Below are 16,039 nucleotides of genomic sequence, written 5' to 3'. Positions count from 1 at the left end.
TTATGAAATTTTACGTCAATCTTAATAGAACCGCCGTATACCGAACGGTACGTACGGTGGTGTGAGAGGTCGGGGGTTAGTCACCCCCTCCTACTCGATTTGGGATAATGCTTTTATTGTCACCATATGGGCTATTGGTGTTAATTTGTCGGGTATCGCATTGGGTTTTTAACACCAATACAAGCAGCACAGGTTCAACGATCATCAGATTCACTTTTTATCAATGATAAAGGTTTTCCAACGGAAGCGGTTGCCAGTACATCAGAAAAACGTTAAGTTTAAAAGGATAGGAGGGAGGCGAACAAATGGAACCGATTGTTTCTATTGAGAATCTTTCAAAAGTAATAAAGGGAAGAACCATTATTGATGATGTTAGCTTTCAAGTATATAAGGGTGAGGTTTTTGGATTCTTAGGTCCAAATGGTGCTGGGAAAACGACGACCATTCGAATGATTGTTGGTTTAATGAGTCTCACATCCGGGGATATAAAAATTGGCGGTTACAGTATTCAAAAAAACTTTGAGAAGGCCGTTCGTTCCGTTGGAGCCATCGTAGAAAATCCAGAAATGTATAAATTCTTAACAGGCTATCAAAATTTATGGCAATACGCACGAATGTCCAGTGGTGTGACAGAGTCGAAAATAAATGAAATCGTGGAATTAGTTGGGCTTTCTGAACGGATTCATGATAAGGTGAAAACTTACTCATTAGGGATGCGGCAACGGCTAGGCTTAGCTCAATGCCTGTTGCATGATCCTGAAGTGCTGATTCTCGATGAGCCTACAAACGGCCTGGACCCTGCTGGGATTCGCGAAATACGTGATTACTTGCGAATCTTGGCCAAAGAAAAAAATATGGCTGTAATTGTTTCCAGTCACATCTTGTCCGAAATGGAAATGATGTGTGATCGAATTGGTATTATTCAAAAAGGAAAGCTTATTGATGTTCAGCAAGTTAAGGATTTTGTAAAAGGTTCCGAAAAAGAATTTGAGTTGGAAGTAACACCTGTTCAAGAAGCAATAAACGTATTGGAAAGCCTCTACACTCAAAATAAGATACATAAGACGGAAACCGGCATCGCGATGTCGATTAAAAAAGAGGCGATTCCTGAACTTATTAAACAGTTGGTCATGGCTGATATTAACGTTTACGGTATTAGGGAAATTACCAAAACACTTGAGGATCGCTTCTTAGAGGTAACGAAGGGGAAGGGGATTGAATCCTATGATTAATTTAATTCAAAATGAATTAATAAAGATATTTCGCCGCCCTGGTACATATGTCATGCTTGGACTGATGGTCGTGATCATTGCGATTGCAGGTGCGACAATGAAATATAATCAAGGCACCTTTCAGAACGAGGATCCAAATTGGAAACAAGATCTTCAGACTGAAAATGAAGCTCTGAAACAGCAAATGGAACAAGAGGCGGGCGGTCCTAACGATTCATCCCAATACTATAAAGAAAGCATTGCCCTTAATGAATATCGAATCAAACACAACCTTCCTCCACTTGAAGACTATACGATTTGGAGCTTCGTAAATGATATTTCCCAAATGATCGATTTTGTTGGAATTTTTATTATTACGATCGCTGCCGGGATTGTAGCCAGTGAGTTTAATTGGGGGACGGTTAAGCTTCTCTTAATTAGACCAATAACCAGAACAAAAATTTTAGCTTCTAAGTATTTAACTGTTTTCTTATTTGGGTTATTTACGCTAACCCTTTTATTTCTATTATCTTCAGCCATAGGAGCCGTTCTATTTGGCTTCCCTGAAACGGCTGCTCCGTATTTAAATTATCAAGACGGAACCGTTACTGAACAGCCGATTTGGCTTCATCTCATCATCTTTTACAGCTTGAAGTCTATCAATATGGTGATGCTCGTTACGATGGCCTTTATGATATCCGCCGTTTTTCGAAACAGCTCATTAGCAATCGGCTTATCGATCTTTTTAATGTTTACTGGTGGACAGGTTACGATGTTGATCGCGATAAAGTATGAGTGGGCAAAATACATACTTTTCGCTAACACCAATTTAATGCAATACTTTGAGGGGACGCCGATCATTCAAGGGATGACCTTATCCTTCTCGATTATCATGCTTCTCATTTATTTCTTGTTATTTTTGTTTTTGGCATTTTTTGTTTTTAACAAGAGGGATATTACCGCTTAAAAAGAAATCCGGAGAGGCATATATGCCCGCTCCGGATTATTTTTTATTTAGTTTGTCATAAACAGCGGCCAGCGCCTGTTCAAATTTTCCGGTTAATTTTGGTAGGTAGTAGCGGTTGGTTTTTATTTTATCAGGTAAATATTGCTGTTTGACCCAGCCGGTTTCATAATCATGTGGATATTTATAATCAATCCCTCGACCAAGCTCCTTTGCCCCTTTATAGTGAGCGTCACGGAGGTGTGGAGGGATTTCACCGCTACTTCCCTTACGAATATCGGCTAGTGCTGAATCGACCGCAACGATTGCCGAATTTGATTTGGGAGAAAGGCATAGTTCAATCACCGCATTGGCTAATGGAATTCTTGCTTCAGGAAAGCCAAGACGCTCTGCTGACTCGATTGCTGCAAGAGTTCTCGCTCCAGCCTGCGGACTCGCCAGGCCAACATCTTCATAAGAAATGACTAAAAGCCGCCTTGCGATGCTGGGCAGGTCTCCAGCCTCAATCAAGCGCCCTAAATAATGAAGCGCTGCATTGACGTCGCTGCCGCGAATCGACTTTTGAAACGCAGATAATACATCATAATGCCCGTCCCCGTCTTTATCATAAGAGACGCCTTTTTTCTGGATGCATTCTTCAGCCGTTTTTAAGTCAATGTGGATTTTCCCGTCCTCGCTTTTTGCCGTTGATAAAACAGCAAGCTCCAGTGCGTTTAATGAACTCCTAACATCCCCATTTGAAGCTGCTGCTAAATGGGTCAATGCCTCATCTGTTATCGCTGTTTCGAACTTGCCGAGACCTCGTTCATCATCCATGAGAGCACGAGTTAAAGCGGTCACAATATCCTCCGGATTTAAAGGATGAAGCTCAAAGATTTGACAGCGGCTTCGAATCGCCGGATTAATCGCATGGTACGGATTACTGGTGGTCGCTCCAATTAACGTGATCATCCCGTTTTCTAAATAAGGTAAAAGGAAGTCCTGTTTTGCCTTATCAAGCCGATGGACCTCATCAAGCAGCAAGATTACCTTTCCCGACATTTTGGCTTCAGCTGCGACAATTTCCATATCCTTTTTGTTGTTTGTCACGGCATTAAGAGTTCGAAACGCATATTTCGTACTTCCGGCAATTGCACTGGCAATCGAGGTTTTTCCCACTCCAGGAGGTCCATAAAGGATCATTGAAGATAATTGCTTTGCTTTAACCATCCGATTAATGATTTTTCCTTCACCCACTAAGTGGTCTTGTCCAAGTATTTCATCTATATTTTTTGGCCTCATCCGAAAAGCTAGAGGTTTATCGCTCATGTTCATCTCTCCAAAACGAATAATAAATCTATGAATGAGAATGTTTGATCGTATTCTTCTTTCTAACATACCACGTTAAAGGGAAAATTGCATTTTCTTATGCTATAATTGCAAATACGTATAAAATTACTCAGGATTTTGATACACTTTATATGAATGAAACGAATAAACCATACAAAATAAAGCGTTGATCACTACTTAGCAGTTTAATTTTAAAAGAGGTGCTATATATGAAAATTTCTACAAAGGGAAGATATGGATTAACGATTATGATTGAATTAGCGAAAAAGCACGGAGAAGGTCCGGTTTCACTTAAATCAATTGCTCAAACAAACGATCTTTCTGAGCATTATTTGGAGCAGCTGATCGCCCCGTTACGGAATTCAGGCTTAGTAAAAAGTATTCGTGGTGCATATGGCGGATATGTTTTAGGGAATGCACCATCAGAAATAACAGCTGGAGATATTATCCGTGTCTTAGAAGGGCCAATTAGCCCGGTAGAAGGGATTGAGGATGAAGAGCCAGTTAAGCGTCAGCTGTGGATTCGGATTCGTGATGCCGTAAAGGATGTGCTTGATAGTACTTCTTTAGAAGACTTAGCTAATTTTAAGGATGATGGGGAAACTGAATCATATATGTTTTATATTTAATCGGTTTGCCTATGATGTTAAAAAAATGATAGAGATTCAAATGGACAATATACTGTGAACAGTGTATCGTTCGAAAGCAGGTGAAAAAATTTTGGAACGTATTTACGTTGATCACGCAGCAACTTCACCGATGCATCCAAAGGTAGTCGAAGCAATGCTGAAAGTCATGAATGAAAACTTTGGAAATCCGTCAAGTATTCATTCATTTGGAAGAGAAGCTCGTCTTCTATTGGACCAGGCGCGTGAAGGGATTGCGAAAAGTATCGGAGCAAAACCGAATGAATTGATTTTTACTAGCGGTGGAACCGAGGCGGATAATTTAGCTTTATTCGGAGCCACAGAGATAAATCGTAATAAAGGGAAGCATATTATCACAACACAAATTGAACATCATGCGATATTACATTCTTGTCAGCAACTTGAAAAAGCTGGCTTCGAGGTTACCTACTTGCCTGTTGATGAAACAGGGGCCATATCGATTCAATCTCTAGAGGAAGCTTTACGGGATGATACGATTCTTGTCACCATCATGTTTGGTAATAACGAGGTCGGAACGATTCAACCGATAGCGGAAATTGGTCAGCTTCTTTCGACACATCAGGCTTTATTTCATACCGATGCAGTACAAGCATACGGCCTTGAAAAAATTGATGTTAAGGAATGTCATATTGATTTATTATCTGTGTCAGCTCACAAAATCAATGGGCCGAAGGGCATTGGCTTTCTTTATGTAAAAGAGGGCTTGCGTCTATCGCCTCGCAGTTTTGGCGGCGAGCAGGAGAGAAAGAGACGAGCCGGGACGGAAAATGTGCCAGCAATAGCGGGATTTTATGAAGCGGTTAAAATTAACCAAGCGGAGCTCGACTACAAGCAACAGCAATATCATCAATTTAAGCAAATCTTGATTGATACTTTAACAGAAGCTAACGTCACCTTTTTTGTAAACGGATTGCTTGAAAATTCCTTACCTCATGTATTAAACTTAAGCTTTCCTGGAGTAAATGTTGAATCGATGCTGGTTAATTTAGATTTGGCTGGAATTGCCGCATCAAGTGGTTCAGCATGTACAGCAGGATCCATTGATCCTTCCCATGTCTTAGTTGCTATGTTTGGCAAGGACTCTGATCGAGTTACCAATTCGATCCGCTTTAGCTTTGGAATAACCAATACAGCCGAGCAAATTGAAAAGGTCGGTTCAGAAATAGCAAAAATCGTTAAGAGATTAACGATGAGTTAACTTAAGAAGGATCGCTATTAGAGCGAGGTGAATAGAATGCAAAAAGCACCACAGGATACACGGGTTGTCGTCGGCATGTCTGGCGGTGTCGACTCTTCTGTCGCAGCTCTTTTGTTAAAACAACAGGGCTATGACGTAATCGGTATATTTATGAAAAACTGGGACGATACCGATGAGAACGGAGTTTGCACAGCAACAGAGGACTATGATGATGTCATTCGTGTTTGCAATCAAATCGGCATTCCATATTATGCTGTCAATTTTGAAAAACAATATTGGGATAAGGTGTTCACTTATTTTTTGGATGAATATAAGGCGGGAAGAACGCCAAATCCTGATGTTATGTGCAATAAAGAAATAAAGTTTAAAGCCTTTTTGGACCATGCAGTTAAGCTTGGAGCTGACTATTTGGCAACAGGCCACTATGCTCGAGTTGAGGATCGAGATGGTGAGGTAAAGATGCTGCGGGGCCTTGATGAAAATAAAGATCAAACTTATTTTCTTAATCAGCTAACACAAAGCCAGCTTCAAAAAGTCATGTTTCCGATTGGTCATTTGGAAAAGGCTAAGGTTAGAGAATTGGCTAAGGAAGCTAATTTGGCAACAGCAACTAAAAAGGACAGTACAGGGATTTGCTTTATTGGTGAGCGCAATTTTAAAGAATTCCTTGGAAACTATCTTCCAGCCCAACCTGGGAATATGGAAACCTTTTCTGGAGAAATTAAGGGGCGCCATGATGGTCTTATGTATTATACAATTGGTCAGCGTCACGGGTTAGGGATCGGTGGTTCTGGAGACCCATGGTTTGTAATCGGAAAAGATTTAAAGCGTAATGTCCTTTATGTAGGACAAGGTTTTGATCATGAAAAGCTTTATTCAGACTCGATTATTGCGACAGATATTAGCTGGACATCGAATCAGCCGAGTCCACAGGAGTTTGAATGTACCGCTAAATTCCGTTATCGCCAAGCGGATAATAAGGTTACAGTACAGCTTTTAGATGATCAAAAGGTAAAAGTAATCTTTGATCAGCCGATACGTGCCGTAACCCCGGGACAAGCAGTTGTCTTCTATCGCGGGGATGAATGTTTAGGCGGCGGAACGATTGATCAAGTGTTTAAAGACGGTGAACGGCTAACCTATGTGGGATAGCTTGCAAAAAGACCTCGACTGTAGACAGTCGGGGTTTTTTGCTCTTTAATCTATGATATACTTTCTTTTAGAACGGAGTGAGAATGATGGATAAGAATCAATTTGGAATAGATATGATGAAAGAAGGCAAATGGGAAGAAGCGGCTAAAGCTTTTATGGAAGTCATCGATGAAAATCCAACCGACCCTGTGGCTTATATTAATTTTGGAAACGTGCTGTCAGCTGTTGGCGAGACAGAAAAAGCTTTGAAATTTTTCCAAAAGGCAATCGAGCTTGGCGGCGGTGGAGCCGCTTATTACAGTGCTGGTGCTTTATTTTATGAAAAAGAACAATTTGATGAAGCGAAAAAAATGTTTGAACAAGCTATAAAAGAAGGACTACATACAAGTGATAATTATTTTATGCTCGGCATGTGTCTTGTAAATTTGCAAAATACGCGCTTAGCTTTACCATACCTGCAAAGAAGTGTGGAGCTTAATGAAACAGATTCAGAAAGCTTGTTTCAATACGGAATTTGTTTGGCTCAAGAAGGTTCCCTTGATGAGGCAATTGTTCAATTGGAAAAGTGTATTGGGCTTGAGCCTAATCATGCAGATGCCTATTATAATCTTGGGGTGGCCTACGCTTTTAAAGAAAATAAGCAACAGGCGTTGGCTATGCTTGAAAAGGCACTTCAAATTCAGCCTGACCATACATTAGCAAAAAATACACTCGCTATTTTAGAAAATATGGATAATCAAATAAATTAGTGAAGTTCTCTGAATGAAAGGGGGAAAGAATCCGTGGAGCAACAAGGCTCATTAGATTTATTCTCAGAAAAAGGGAAGTTTTTCAAAGGAAAACATCTAGTTACGATTTTTCATAATGAACAAAATTTATATACGGTATTAAGAATTCGCGTCGAAGAAACAAATGAGACTTATGAGGATAAAGAAGCCGTAATCACAGGATATTTCCCCCGAATTCATGAACAAGAAACATATATTTTTTATGGTGAGTTGAAGGAACATCCTCGGTTTGGCCTTCAGTTTCATGCCACTCATTTTCGTAAAGATATTCCTCAGTCAAAGCAAGGTGTCATCAATTATTTAGCAGGAGAAATGTTTAAGGGGATTGGGAAAAAGACGGCTGAAAAAATCGTCGAGACCCTTGGAGAGAATGCGATTTCGAAAATATTGAATCAACCGTCGCTGCTTGATTCGATCCCTAAGCTGCCCCCCGATCGTGCAAAAATGATCTACGATACATTAATGGAGCATCAAGGCTTAGAACAAGTGATGGTTGCGTTAAATCAATATGGGTTTGGACCACAGATCTCGATGAGAATATACCAAATGTATAAAGAGGAAACCCTTAATACTATTCAGAGAAATCCGTATCAGCTTGTTGAAGATGTTGAGGGAGTCGGCTTTGGCAGGGCCGATGAATTAGGCCACCAGCTTGGGATAACAGGTGCTCATCCTGACCGAATAAAAGCAGGGTGCCATTATACGCTTGAAATGGAAAGCATCCAGGCTGGCCATGTCTTTATGGAAGCACGAAGTTTATTGGAAGCTGTGAAAACACTTCTTGAGGAAAATAAACGGGATACGATTGAGTTTACAGATATATCAGGAGAGATTATTAAATTAGCTGAAGAAGGTAAAATAATCGTTGAGGATCAACGTATTTACTTGCCTTCGCTTTATTTTTCTGAGAAGGGAATTGTTAAGCACGCGAAACGAATCATGGCGCAAACGGAATATGCGGAGCAGTTTCCTGAATCGGAATTTTTATTAGCGTTAGGAGAACTGGAAGAGCGTATCGGTGTGCAGTATGCACCAACTCAAAAGGAAGCGATTCAAACCGCGCTCATGTCGCCGATGCTTATTTTAACAGGCGGTCCGGGAACGGGGAAAACTACTGTTATTAAAGGGATTGTTGAGCTTTATGCCGAGCTGCATGGTTGTTCGCTTAACCCAAAGGACTATATAAAGGATGAACCTTTTCCATTTTTGCTGGCGGCTCCTACCGGTCGTGCTGCAAAACGAATGGCGGAATCCACAGGACTTCCTGCTGTAACGATTCACCGCCTGCTTGGCTGGAATGGGTCTGAGGGCTTTGACCATAATGAAGACAATCCGTTAAAAGGAAAAATCTTGATTGTTGATGAAACATCGATGGTCGATGTTTGGATGGCGAATCAATTATTCAAGGCATTACCGGAAAAAATCCAAGTCATTTTGGTTGGTGACGAAGACCAGCTTCCGTCAGTCGGCCCTGGTCAGGTGTTAAAGGATATGCTTCGCTCCAATGTGATTCCAACGGTTCGATTAACCGATATTTATCGTCAAGCGGAAGGTTCATCGATCATTGAATTAGCCCATGAAATTAAGAAAGGCAGGCTCCCGGATCAGATCGCCAGTCAACAGAAGGATCGCTCGTTTATTAGATGTTCCGCAACCCAAATGGGGGATGTGGTTGAAAAAGTTGTCTTAAATGCCAAGAAAAAAGGGTATTCAGCAAGAGATATTCAAGTCCTTGCACCGATGTACCGAGGTCCTGCTGGTGTGGATCGTTTAAATGTTCTGCTCCAGGAAATCTTTAATCCAAATCAAGACGGGACGCGGAAGGAAATACTGTTTGGTGACGTTAAATATCGGATTGGTGACAAAGTACTCCAGCTCGTTAACCAACCAGAGGACAATGTTTTTAATGGGGATATTGGTGAAATTGTCTCGATTTTTTTTGCAAAAGAAAATGTTGAAAAACAAGATATGGTGATTGTTTCGTTTGAGGGGACCGAAGTTACTTATACACGTCAGGATTTATCAAAGCTTACTCATGCCTATTGCTGTTCGGTCCATAAAGCACAGGGGAGTGAGTTTCCCATTGTGATTCTGCCGGTGGTCAAAAGCTATTATCGGATGCTAAGGAGGAACTTAATTTACACGGCGATTACCAGGAGCAAACAGTTCCTCATTTTATGCGGAGAAGAAGAAGCCCTAAAGCTGGGAGTGGAACGGACTGACGACCAAGCAAGGAATACTGCTTTAACCGAGAAGCTTCAAGAAGCATTGTCATTAAAACAGGAAATCAAGGAACCGGTTGTTGGCGAGGGTTCAGAGCTGACATACGAAGAAGCTTTGATGGCGGTCGATCCTTTAATTGGAATGGCACAAATTTCTCCTTACGACTTTATGGAAGATACCGTTTAAATGAAATGGTAAACGTTACTCGTTATGTTTTAGATGCAGCTTGAGGAAACTATAAATGTTCGGAAAGGTGGGGTCATTCTTTGCGGACATTTTCGTTAGTGAAAGGTCTTCCAGTCTTCGAGTTAAACAGCGGATATAAACTTGGTGAAGTATGTGATTTAAGCATCTCGGGTGACGGTAAAGTTGAAGGATTATTAATCAAAAAGAAAACCTTGTTTAATAAGCTCCAATTAATCAAAATTGAGAATATTTATTCCTTTGGCACGGATGGGATTATGATCAAGCGCACTCAGGCACTTGAGCCGGTTTTACACCCGCCTGAATATACGATTGAACATCAAAGAGGTCTTACCGGAAAATTGATGATGTCGGCAGAGGGTGAAAGACTCGGCTTAGTTGAGGATGTTTATTTTATGGAAGAGTTGGGCACAATTGTAGGGTATGAATGTACGGATGGATTCTTTTCGGATATTAAGGAAGGAAAACGCGTCGTTAAAACCGCACATCCCCCTGCAATCGGGAAGGATGCCATCATTGTAAATGTAGAATCAAGGTGAGGTGTCCCCGTGTTAAAGTGCCCAAACTGCCAGAGTAAAGATATCGGCAAAATCGGTATCAATCAATATTATTGTTGGAATTGCTTTATTGAGCTTTCGTTAGGAGATGGCTTGATTCATACCCATCAGGTCGAGGAAGATGGATCATTGAGTTCATTGGATGATTTGTTTGATGAAGAGGAACGTAAGTACAGCATATAAAAACAACTATATAGAGGTGAAACATATGAACAGAATGGTTACCTCAGCTCTTGCAATCGGTGCAGGAGTGGCTGCTTATAGTTTAATGCGAAATAACAATATGATGACGAATCGACAAATGAAGAGAATTGGAAAACGGATTACTCGGATGTTTTAATTGATTTCCCCTCAAGCATTAGCTTGGGGGATTTTTTATGCCTAGGCATAAAATTTAGCTCAACACTCAAAATAACAAAAGGAGGGTTGAGAGTGGATATTCGTATGAAATGGTTTTATCGAATCGGTTTTTTTCTCCTGCTTTTTGCCATGATCTTTGTTTTTTTAAAAATCCAGCAAATTTGGCTTCCGATTGCCCGTGTGGTCTTTACCGTCTTTATTCCATTTATCATAGCCGCTTTTATTACCTATTTGCTCCATCCGATTATTGAAGTACTGCATGGAGCCGGTTTACACCGCGGTGTTGCTGTCCTGATCATCTATTTTCTATTTTTCGGCGGAATTGGCTATGGGTTATACAAAGGGATCCCCGCCATCATTGACCAATTAAAGGATCTCTCGGAAAATATCCCTGCATTAACGGCACAATATATCAATATGGTTGATGAAATTCAAAATCGGACATCTGCATGGCCAAATGGGATGAGGGAAAGAATTGATACAGGGATTGTTGCAATGGAAGGGAAGCTGGATCAGTTTTTAACGAAAATACTTAGTGGCTTTGTTCATCTTATCAATTCAATTGTGATCTTTGCGATTATCCCCTTTATTGCCTTCTATATGCTTAAGGACTATCACCTTTTGAAAAAAGCTGCATGGTATATCACGCCAAGGCCATGGAGAAAGCAAGGGCAATTATTTTTACGTGATGTTGATTCTTCACTTGGAAATTATATTCGTGGTCAATTGCTTGTTTGCTTTTTAATTGGAACGATCTCAGCAATACTCTTTTGGCTGACGGATATGAAGTATCCTTTATTGTTGGGGTTTATTGTGGGGGTAACGAATGTAATTCCTTATTTTGGCCCGATTATTGGAGCGGTCCCGGCGGTGATCATCGCGGCTACGATTTCGATTAAAATGGTCGTTATCGCATTGATTATTATTTTTATTCTGCAGTTTTTGGAAGGGAATATATTATCTCCGTTTATTGTCGGGAAGAGCTTGCATATGCACCCGCTGTTTATTATGTTGGCCTTGCTGATGGGGGGAGAGATTGGCGGTGTATTGGGGTTAATTATTGCCGTCCCTGTGCTTTCCATTACGAAAGTGGCCATTATCCATGCCAAGGAACATTTGGTTCATTATCGTCATACGAAAGAACATCCCGGTCCCGAAGGCAATCATTGACAAACAAGTGGGCAATTTTATATAATTCGGCTATATGTATAGATAACATGAAGAAGGAAACAGTATGTTATAGACCATCTAAGGTTTGAAAGGGCTCCCATTTGGTAGAGCGAATGACGTTTCAAATCTGCCAGAGAGGAATTTCCTTGGCTGAAAGAAATTCCAGATGAAGGATAACAGAACGCTAGTCCGGAGTGCAGCTAATCCCTGCCGTATGCCGCGTTAAGGCTTTTTTGAGAGATGGATGCAAAGCTGTTGTGTCCATAATCAGGGTGGTACCGCGAGAAGCAAAGCTCTCGTCCCTGTCAGGGGATGAGGGCTTTTTATATTGTTTTTTATTATTTTTAGGAGGTTTTTTTTATGAAGAAAAACTTAACAGGCTCGGAAATACGCCGAATGTATTTAGAGTTTTTTAAAGAAAAGGGACATGCAGTAGAACCAAGTGCACCACTTGTACCTCATGATGATCCAACTCTTCTATGGATTAACAGTGGTGTTGCCACATTAAAGAAATACTTTGATGGCCGTGTAATTCCTGATAATCCAAGAATCACAAATGCTCAAAAATCCATTCGGACAAACGATATTGAAAATGTCGGAAAAACGGCAAGACACCACACGTTCTTCGAGATGCTTGGAAACTTCTCTATTGGCGAATATTTTAAAGAGGAAGCAATCGAATGGGCTTGGGAATTCCTAACTAGTGAAAAGTGGATTGGCTGGGATCCAGAGCGCTTATCCGTAACCATCCATCCGGAAGATGTGGAAGCTTACGATTATTGGAACAAGAAAATCGGCATTCCTGAAGACAGAATTATTCGCTTGGAAGGAAACTTCTGGGATATCGGGGAAGGTCCGAGTGGTCCAAATACCGAAATTTTCTACGACCGTGGTCCGGAATATGGCGATGACCCAAGTGATCCAGAATTATACCCTGGAGGGGAAAATGAGCGCTATTTAGAGGTTTGGAATCTTGTGTTCTCTCAATTCAATCACAACCCTGATGGAACTTATACCCCGCTTCCAAAGAAAAATATTGATACCGGGATGGGACTAGAGCGGATGGCTTCTATTGTCCAAGATGTTCCGACAAACTTTGATACCGATTTGTTTATGCCAATTATTAATGCAACAGAGGAAATTTCCGGTGTAAGCTATCGTGAAAACAAAGAAAATGATGTCGCCTTTAAAGTAATTGCTGACCATATTCGAACTGTTGCGTTTGCAATAGGTGATGGGGCTCTTCCATCAAACGAAGGAAGAGGCTATGTATTACGCCGTTTGCTCCGCCGTGCCGTTCGTTACGCTAAGCATATCAATATTGAACGTCCATTTATGTATGAATTAGTTCCTGTTGTAGGCGAAATCATGCACGACTTTTATCCGGAAGTGAAAGAAAAAACAGAATTTATTCAAAAAGTTATTAAGAACGAGGAAGAACGTTTCCATGAAACATTACACGATGGCTTAGCTATTTTATCTAGCGTAATCAAGAAACAAAAAGAACAAAACAGCGATATTATTCCAGGTGAAGATGTATTCCGTCTTTATGACACATATGGCTTCCCAGTTGAATTGACGGAAGAGTATGCTGAAGAAGAAGCGATGAAGGTAGACCATGATGGCTTTGAAAAAGAAATGGAGCTACAGCGTGAACGAGCACGAAGAGCAAGACAAGATGTCGATTCAATGCAAGTACAAGGCGGCGTGCTGGGTGATATAAAGGTTGAAAGCAAATTTGTAGGGTATGAAGAATTAGAAACAAATTCAACCGTATTAAGCATCCTACAAAGCGGAGAATTAGTGACGGAAGCCGGTGCAGGGGAAGAGGTTCAACTTATTCTCGATGTAACTCCATTCTACGCGGAAAGCGGCGGTCAAATCGCTGACCGAGGAATATTGGTGGCTGATGGGGTTAAGGTAATCGTGAAGGATGTTCAAAAGGCACCAAATGGACAGAATTTACACCATGCTGTCATTGAAACAGGTTCCTTAAAGACCAATCAACAGGTGAAAGCTAAGGTTGACTTTGAAAACCGTGGAGAAATTATTAAAAACCATACAGCAACTCATCTCCTACATCAGGCATTAAAGGATGTGCTAGGTGACCATGTTAATCAGGCAGGTTCCCTTGTTGAGCCGGATCGCTTGCGCTTTGACTTTTCACATTTCGGTCAAATTCATCCGGAAGAGTTGGAAAAAATTGAATCGATCGTCAATGAAAAGATTTGGCGCAGTATCGCAGTGAATATTGACTTAAAACCGATTGCTGAAGCAAAGGCAATGGGAGCAATGGCATTGTTCGGTGAAAAATATGGTGATATCGTCCGTGTGGTTCAAGTGGGTGATTACAGCCTTGAGCTTTGTGGAGGATGCCATGTTCCAAATACATCTGTTATTGGATTATTTAAGATCGTTTCTGAATCAGGGATTGGAGCAGGAACTCGCCGGATTGAAGCTGTTACCGGAGAAGCAGCCTATAAATTATTAAATGACCAAATTGGTATCCTAAAAGATGCTGCAGCAAAACTGAAGGCGAATCCAAAAGATTTGGTTAGCCGTGTAGAAACATTGTTGGCAGAACTCAAGCAACTGCAACGTGAAAATGAATCTTTGGCTGCAAAATTGGGTAATATTGAAGCTGGCAGCTTAATTTCAAAAGTGAAAGAGATTGAGGGCGTTAATGTTCTCGCAGCTAAGGTCCAAGCAACAGATATGAATAATCTCCGTAATATGGCGGATGATTTAAAGCAAAAAATCGGTACAGGAATTATCCTGCTTGGCAGCGTCAATGAAGATAAAGTCAATTTGATCGCAGGTGTTACAAACGATTTAATTGAAAAAGGCTTCCATGCGGGCAAGCTAATTAAAGAGGTCGCAACTCGCTGCGGTGGCGGCGGCGGCGGTAGACCGGATATGGCTCAAGCAGGCGGAAAAGACCCTAATAAATTAGATGCTGCGATAAGCTTTGTTGAAGAATGGGTAAAATCCGTTTGATAACGAAACAAAGTAGTGTAAAATGTAATTAACCTTTTCAAAAAACGGAATAGTTTTGCTTCACCAAAAAAGCGAGGTGCAATAGATGAGCTCATTTGATAAAACGATGCGCTTTAATTTTCCAGAAGAGCCGTTTGAGCATAATGTAAATGAAGTTCTTAATCAGGTATATGCTGCTCTCCAGGAAAAAGGATACAATCCGATAAACCAAATTGTTGGTTATCTATTGTCCGGAGATCCGGCCTATATCCCCCGTCATCGTGATGCTCGCAATATTATCCGCAAACTAGAACGAGATGAAATTATCGAAGAATTGGTCAAATCGTATTTAAAACAACAGCATGAGGGGTAAAATATGCGGGTAATGGGTTTGGATGTTGGTACGAAAACCGTAGGTGTGGCAATTAGTGATGAATTAGGCTGGACTGCCCAAGGACTTACAACCATTAAAATTAATGAAGAGGAAAATGAATTAGGTTTCGAGAAAATTGGGGAAATCATCAAGGAACACGGTGTTGGAAAAATCGTGGTCGGATTACCCAAGAACATGAACGGAACGATCGGTCCTAGAGGCGAAGCATGTCAATATTACGCTAGTGAGTTAGAGCGATTATATGGATTGCCGGTAGTCCTTTGGGATGAAAGATTAACAACAATGGCAGCTGAAAGAGTTCTTCTAGAAGCAGATGTTAGTCGAAAAAAGCGAAAAAAGGTTATCGATAAGATGGCCGCATCCCTAATTTTACAAGGCTTTTTAGACAGTAAATTATAATGAGGTGGAAACATGAATCACGGAGAAAATAATATTACAGTAGTGGACGAACAAGGTAACGAACAATTATGTGAGGTTTTGTTTACTTTTGATTCAGAGGAATTTGGAAAGTCATATGTTTTATACTATCCAGTCGGAGCAGACGATGATGAAGAGGATATTGAAATTCATGCATCTGCCTTTACTCCAAACGAAAATGGTGAAGATGGCGATTTAATGCCTATTGAAACAGATGAAGAATGGGATCTAATTGAGGAGATGCTCAATACATTCCTAGAAGAACAAGAGAACGAAGAATAATAACCTATTAAAAAGCTGCCTATCCACGGCAGCTTTTTTTTGGCTGTGTTAGAGAACAATATTATTTTGAGCACTCTGTTGATTGGAGCGGAAGGTGCGAGACTCCTGGGGGAAAAGGTGTCACGGGAGACCCCGCAGGCGCAATA

Annotated in this window: 16 protein-coding genes; 15 read left to right on the top strand and 1 reads right to left on the bottom strand. The window is 40.8% G+C overall.

The features are described from left to right. Positions 1-305: 305 nt before the first annotated feature. Positions 306-1,232: an ABC transporter ATP-binding protein gene (locus ACI48O_RS13080; protein WP_435562263.1), complete on the top strand. Its 927-nt coding sequence runs from the start codon at positions 306-308 to the stop codon at positions 1,230-1,232. Next, entirely contained in the window at positions 1,225-2,178 is a 954-nt protein-coding gene (locus ACI48O_RS13075; RefSeq protein ID WP_435562262.1) for an ABC transporter permease, read from the top strand. The genes ACI48O_RS13080 and ACI48O_RS13075 overlap by 8 nt, the downstream gene beginning before the upstream one ends. Positions 2,179-2,214: 36 nt before the next feature. Here the strand turns inward: ACI48O_RS13075 and ACI48O_RS13070 are convergent, their stop codons facing one another. Continuing rightward, a complete protein-coding gene (locus tag ACI48O_RS13070) occupies positions 2,215-3,483 on the bottom strand; it encodes a replication-associated recombination protein A (protein WP_435562261.1) in 1,269 nt (422 codons plus the stop codon). A gap of 230 nt (positions 3,484-3,713) precedes the next feature. On the opposite strand from ACI48O_RS13070, the gene cymR reads away from it, so the two are divergent. From cymR to ACI48O_RS13005, 13 genes are all read left to right on the top strand, one after another. Next, positions 3,714-4,133: a cysteine metabolism transcriptional regulator CymR gene (gene cymR / locus ACI48O_RS13065; RefSeq protein ID WP_435562260.1), complete on the top strand. Its 420-nt coding sequence runs from the start codon at positions 3,714-3,716 to the stop codon at positions 4,131-4,133. A 91-nt stretch (positions 4,134-4,224) separates the two neighbouring features. Beyond that, positions 4,225-5,370 (top strand): cysteine desulfurase family protein, encoded by a 1,146-nt coding sequence (locus ACI48O_RS13060; protein WP_435562259.1) that lies wholly within the window; start codon positions 4,225-4,227, stop codon positions 5,368-5,370. A 36-nt stretch (positions 5,371-5,406) separates the two neighbouring features. Next, positions 5,407-6,522 carry a tRNA 2-thiouridine(34) synthase MnmA gene (gene mnmA, locus ACI48O_RS13055; protein WP_435562258.1) on the top strand — a complete coding sequence of 372 codons (1,116 nt, stop codon included), beginning with the start codon at positions 5,407-5,409 and terminating at the stop codon, positions 6,520-6,522. Positions 6,523-6,608: 86 nt separating this feature from the next. Further along, entirely contained in the window at positions 6,609-7,271 is a 663-nt protein-coding gene (locus tag ACI48O_RS13050; RefSeq protein WP_435562257.1) for a tetratricopeptide repeat protein, read from the top strand. 33 nt (positions 7,272-7,304) lie between these two features. Then, positions 7,305-9,719, top strand: coding sequence for an SF1B family DNA helicase RecD2 (recD2, locus tag ACI48O_RS13045; RefSeq protein ID WP_435562256.1), 2,415 nt, complete (start codon positions 7,305-7,307; stop codon positions 9,717-9,719). Positions 9,720-9,799: 80 nt separating this feature from the next. Further along, positions 9,800-10,276, top strand: coding sequence for a PRC-barrel domain-containing protein (locus tag ACI48O_RS13040; RefSeq protein WP_435562255.1), 477 nt, complete (start codon positions 9,800-9,802; stop codon positions 10,274-10,276). Positions 10,277-10,285: 9 nt separating this feature from the next. After that, positions 10,286-10,477 carry a hypothetical protein gene (locus ACI48O_RS13035; RefSeq protein WP_435562254.1) on the top strand — a complete coding sequence of 64 codons (192 nt, stop codon included), beginning with the start codon at positions 10,286-10,288 and terminating at the stop codon, positions 10,475-10,477. A 25-nt stretch (positions 10,478-10,502) separates the two neighbouring features. Then, positions 10,503-10,634, top strand: coding sequence for a YrzQ family protein (locus ACI48O_RS13030; protein WP_435562253.1), 132 nt, complete (start codon positions 10,503-10,505; stop codon positions 10,632-10,634). A 92-nt stretch (positions 10,635-10,726) separates the two neighbouring features. Further along, positions 10,727-11,824 carry an AI-2E family transporter gene (locus tag ACI48O_RS13025; protein ID WP_435562252.1) on the top strand — a complete coding sequence of 366 codons (1,098 nt, stop codon included), beginning with the start codon at positions 10,727-10,729 and terminating at the stop codon, positions 11,822-11,824. A 360-nt stretch (positions 11,825-12,184) separates the two neighbouring features. Continuing rightward, positions 12,185-14,821: an alanine--tRNA ligase gene (alaS, locus tag ACI48O_RS13020; protein WP_435562251.1), complete on the top strand. Its 2,637-nt coding sequence runs from the start codon at positions 12,185-12,187 to the stop codon at positions 14,819-14,821. An 85-nt stretch (positions 14,822-14,906) separates the two neighbouring features. Next, positions 14,907-15,173: an IreB family regulatory phosphoprotein gene (locus tag ACI48O_RS13015; protein WP_435562250.1), complete on the top strand. Its 267-nt coding sequence runs from the start codon at positions 14,907-14,909 to the stop codon at positions 15,171-15,173. Between the two features lie 3 nt (positions 15,174-15,176). Then, positions 15,177-15,593: a Holliday junction resolvase RuvX gene (gene ruvX, locus ACI48O_RS13010; protein ID WP_435562249.1), complete on the top strand. Its 417-nt coding sequence runs from the start codon at positions 15,177-15,179 to the stop codon at positions 15,591-15,593. A gap of 12 nt (positions 15,594-15,605) precedes the next feature. After that, positions 15,606-15,893, top strand: coding sequence for a DUF1292 domain-containing protein (locus ACI48O_RS13005; RefSeq protein WP_435562248.1), 288 nt, complete (start codon positions 15,606-15,608; stop codon positions 15,891-15,893). Positions 15,894-16,039 lie beyond the last annotated feature (146 nt).

The organism is Neobacillus terrisolis, from assembly GCF_051233475.1.
Lineage (GTDB): Bacteria > Bacillota > Bacilli > Bacillales > Cytobacillaceae > Bacillus_BU.
The sequence above is the reverse complement of the archived record's forward strand: the minus strand, read 5'-3'. Positions and strand labels throughout refer to the sequence as shown.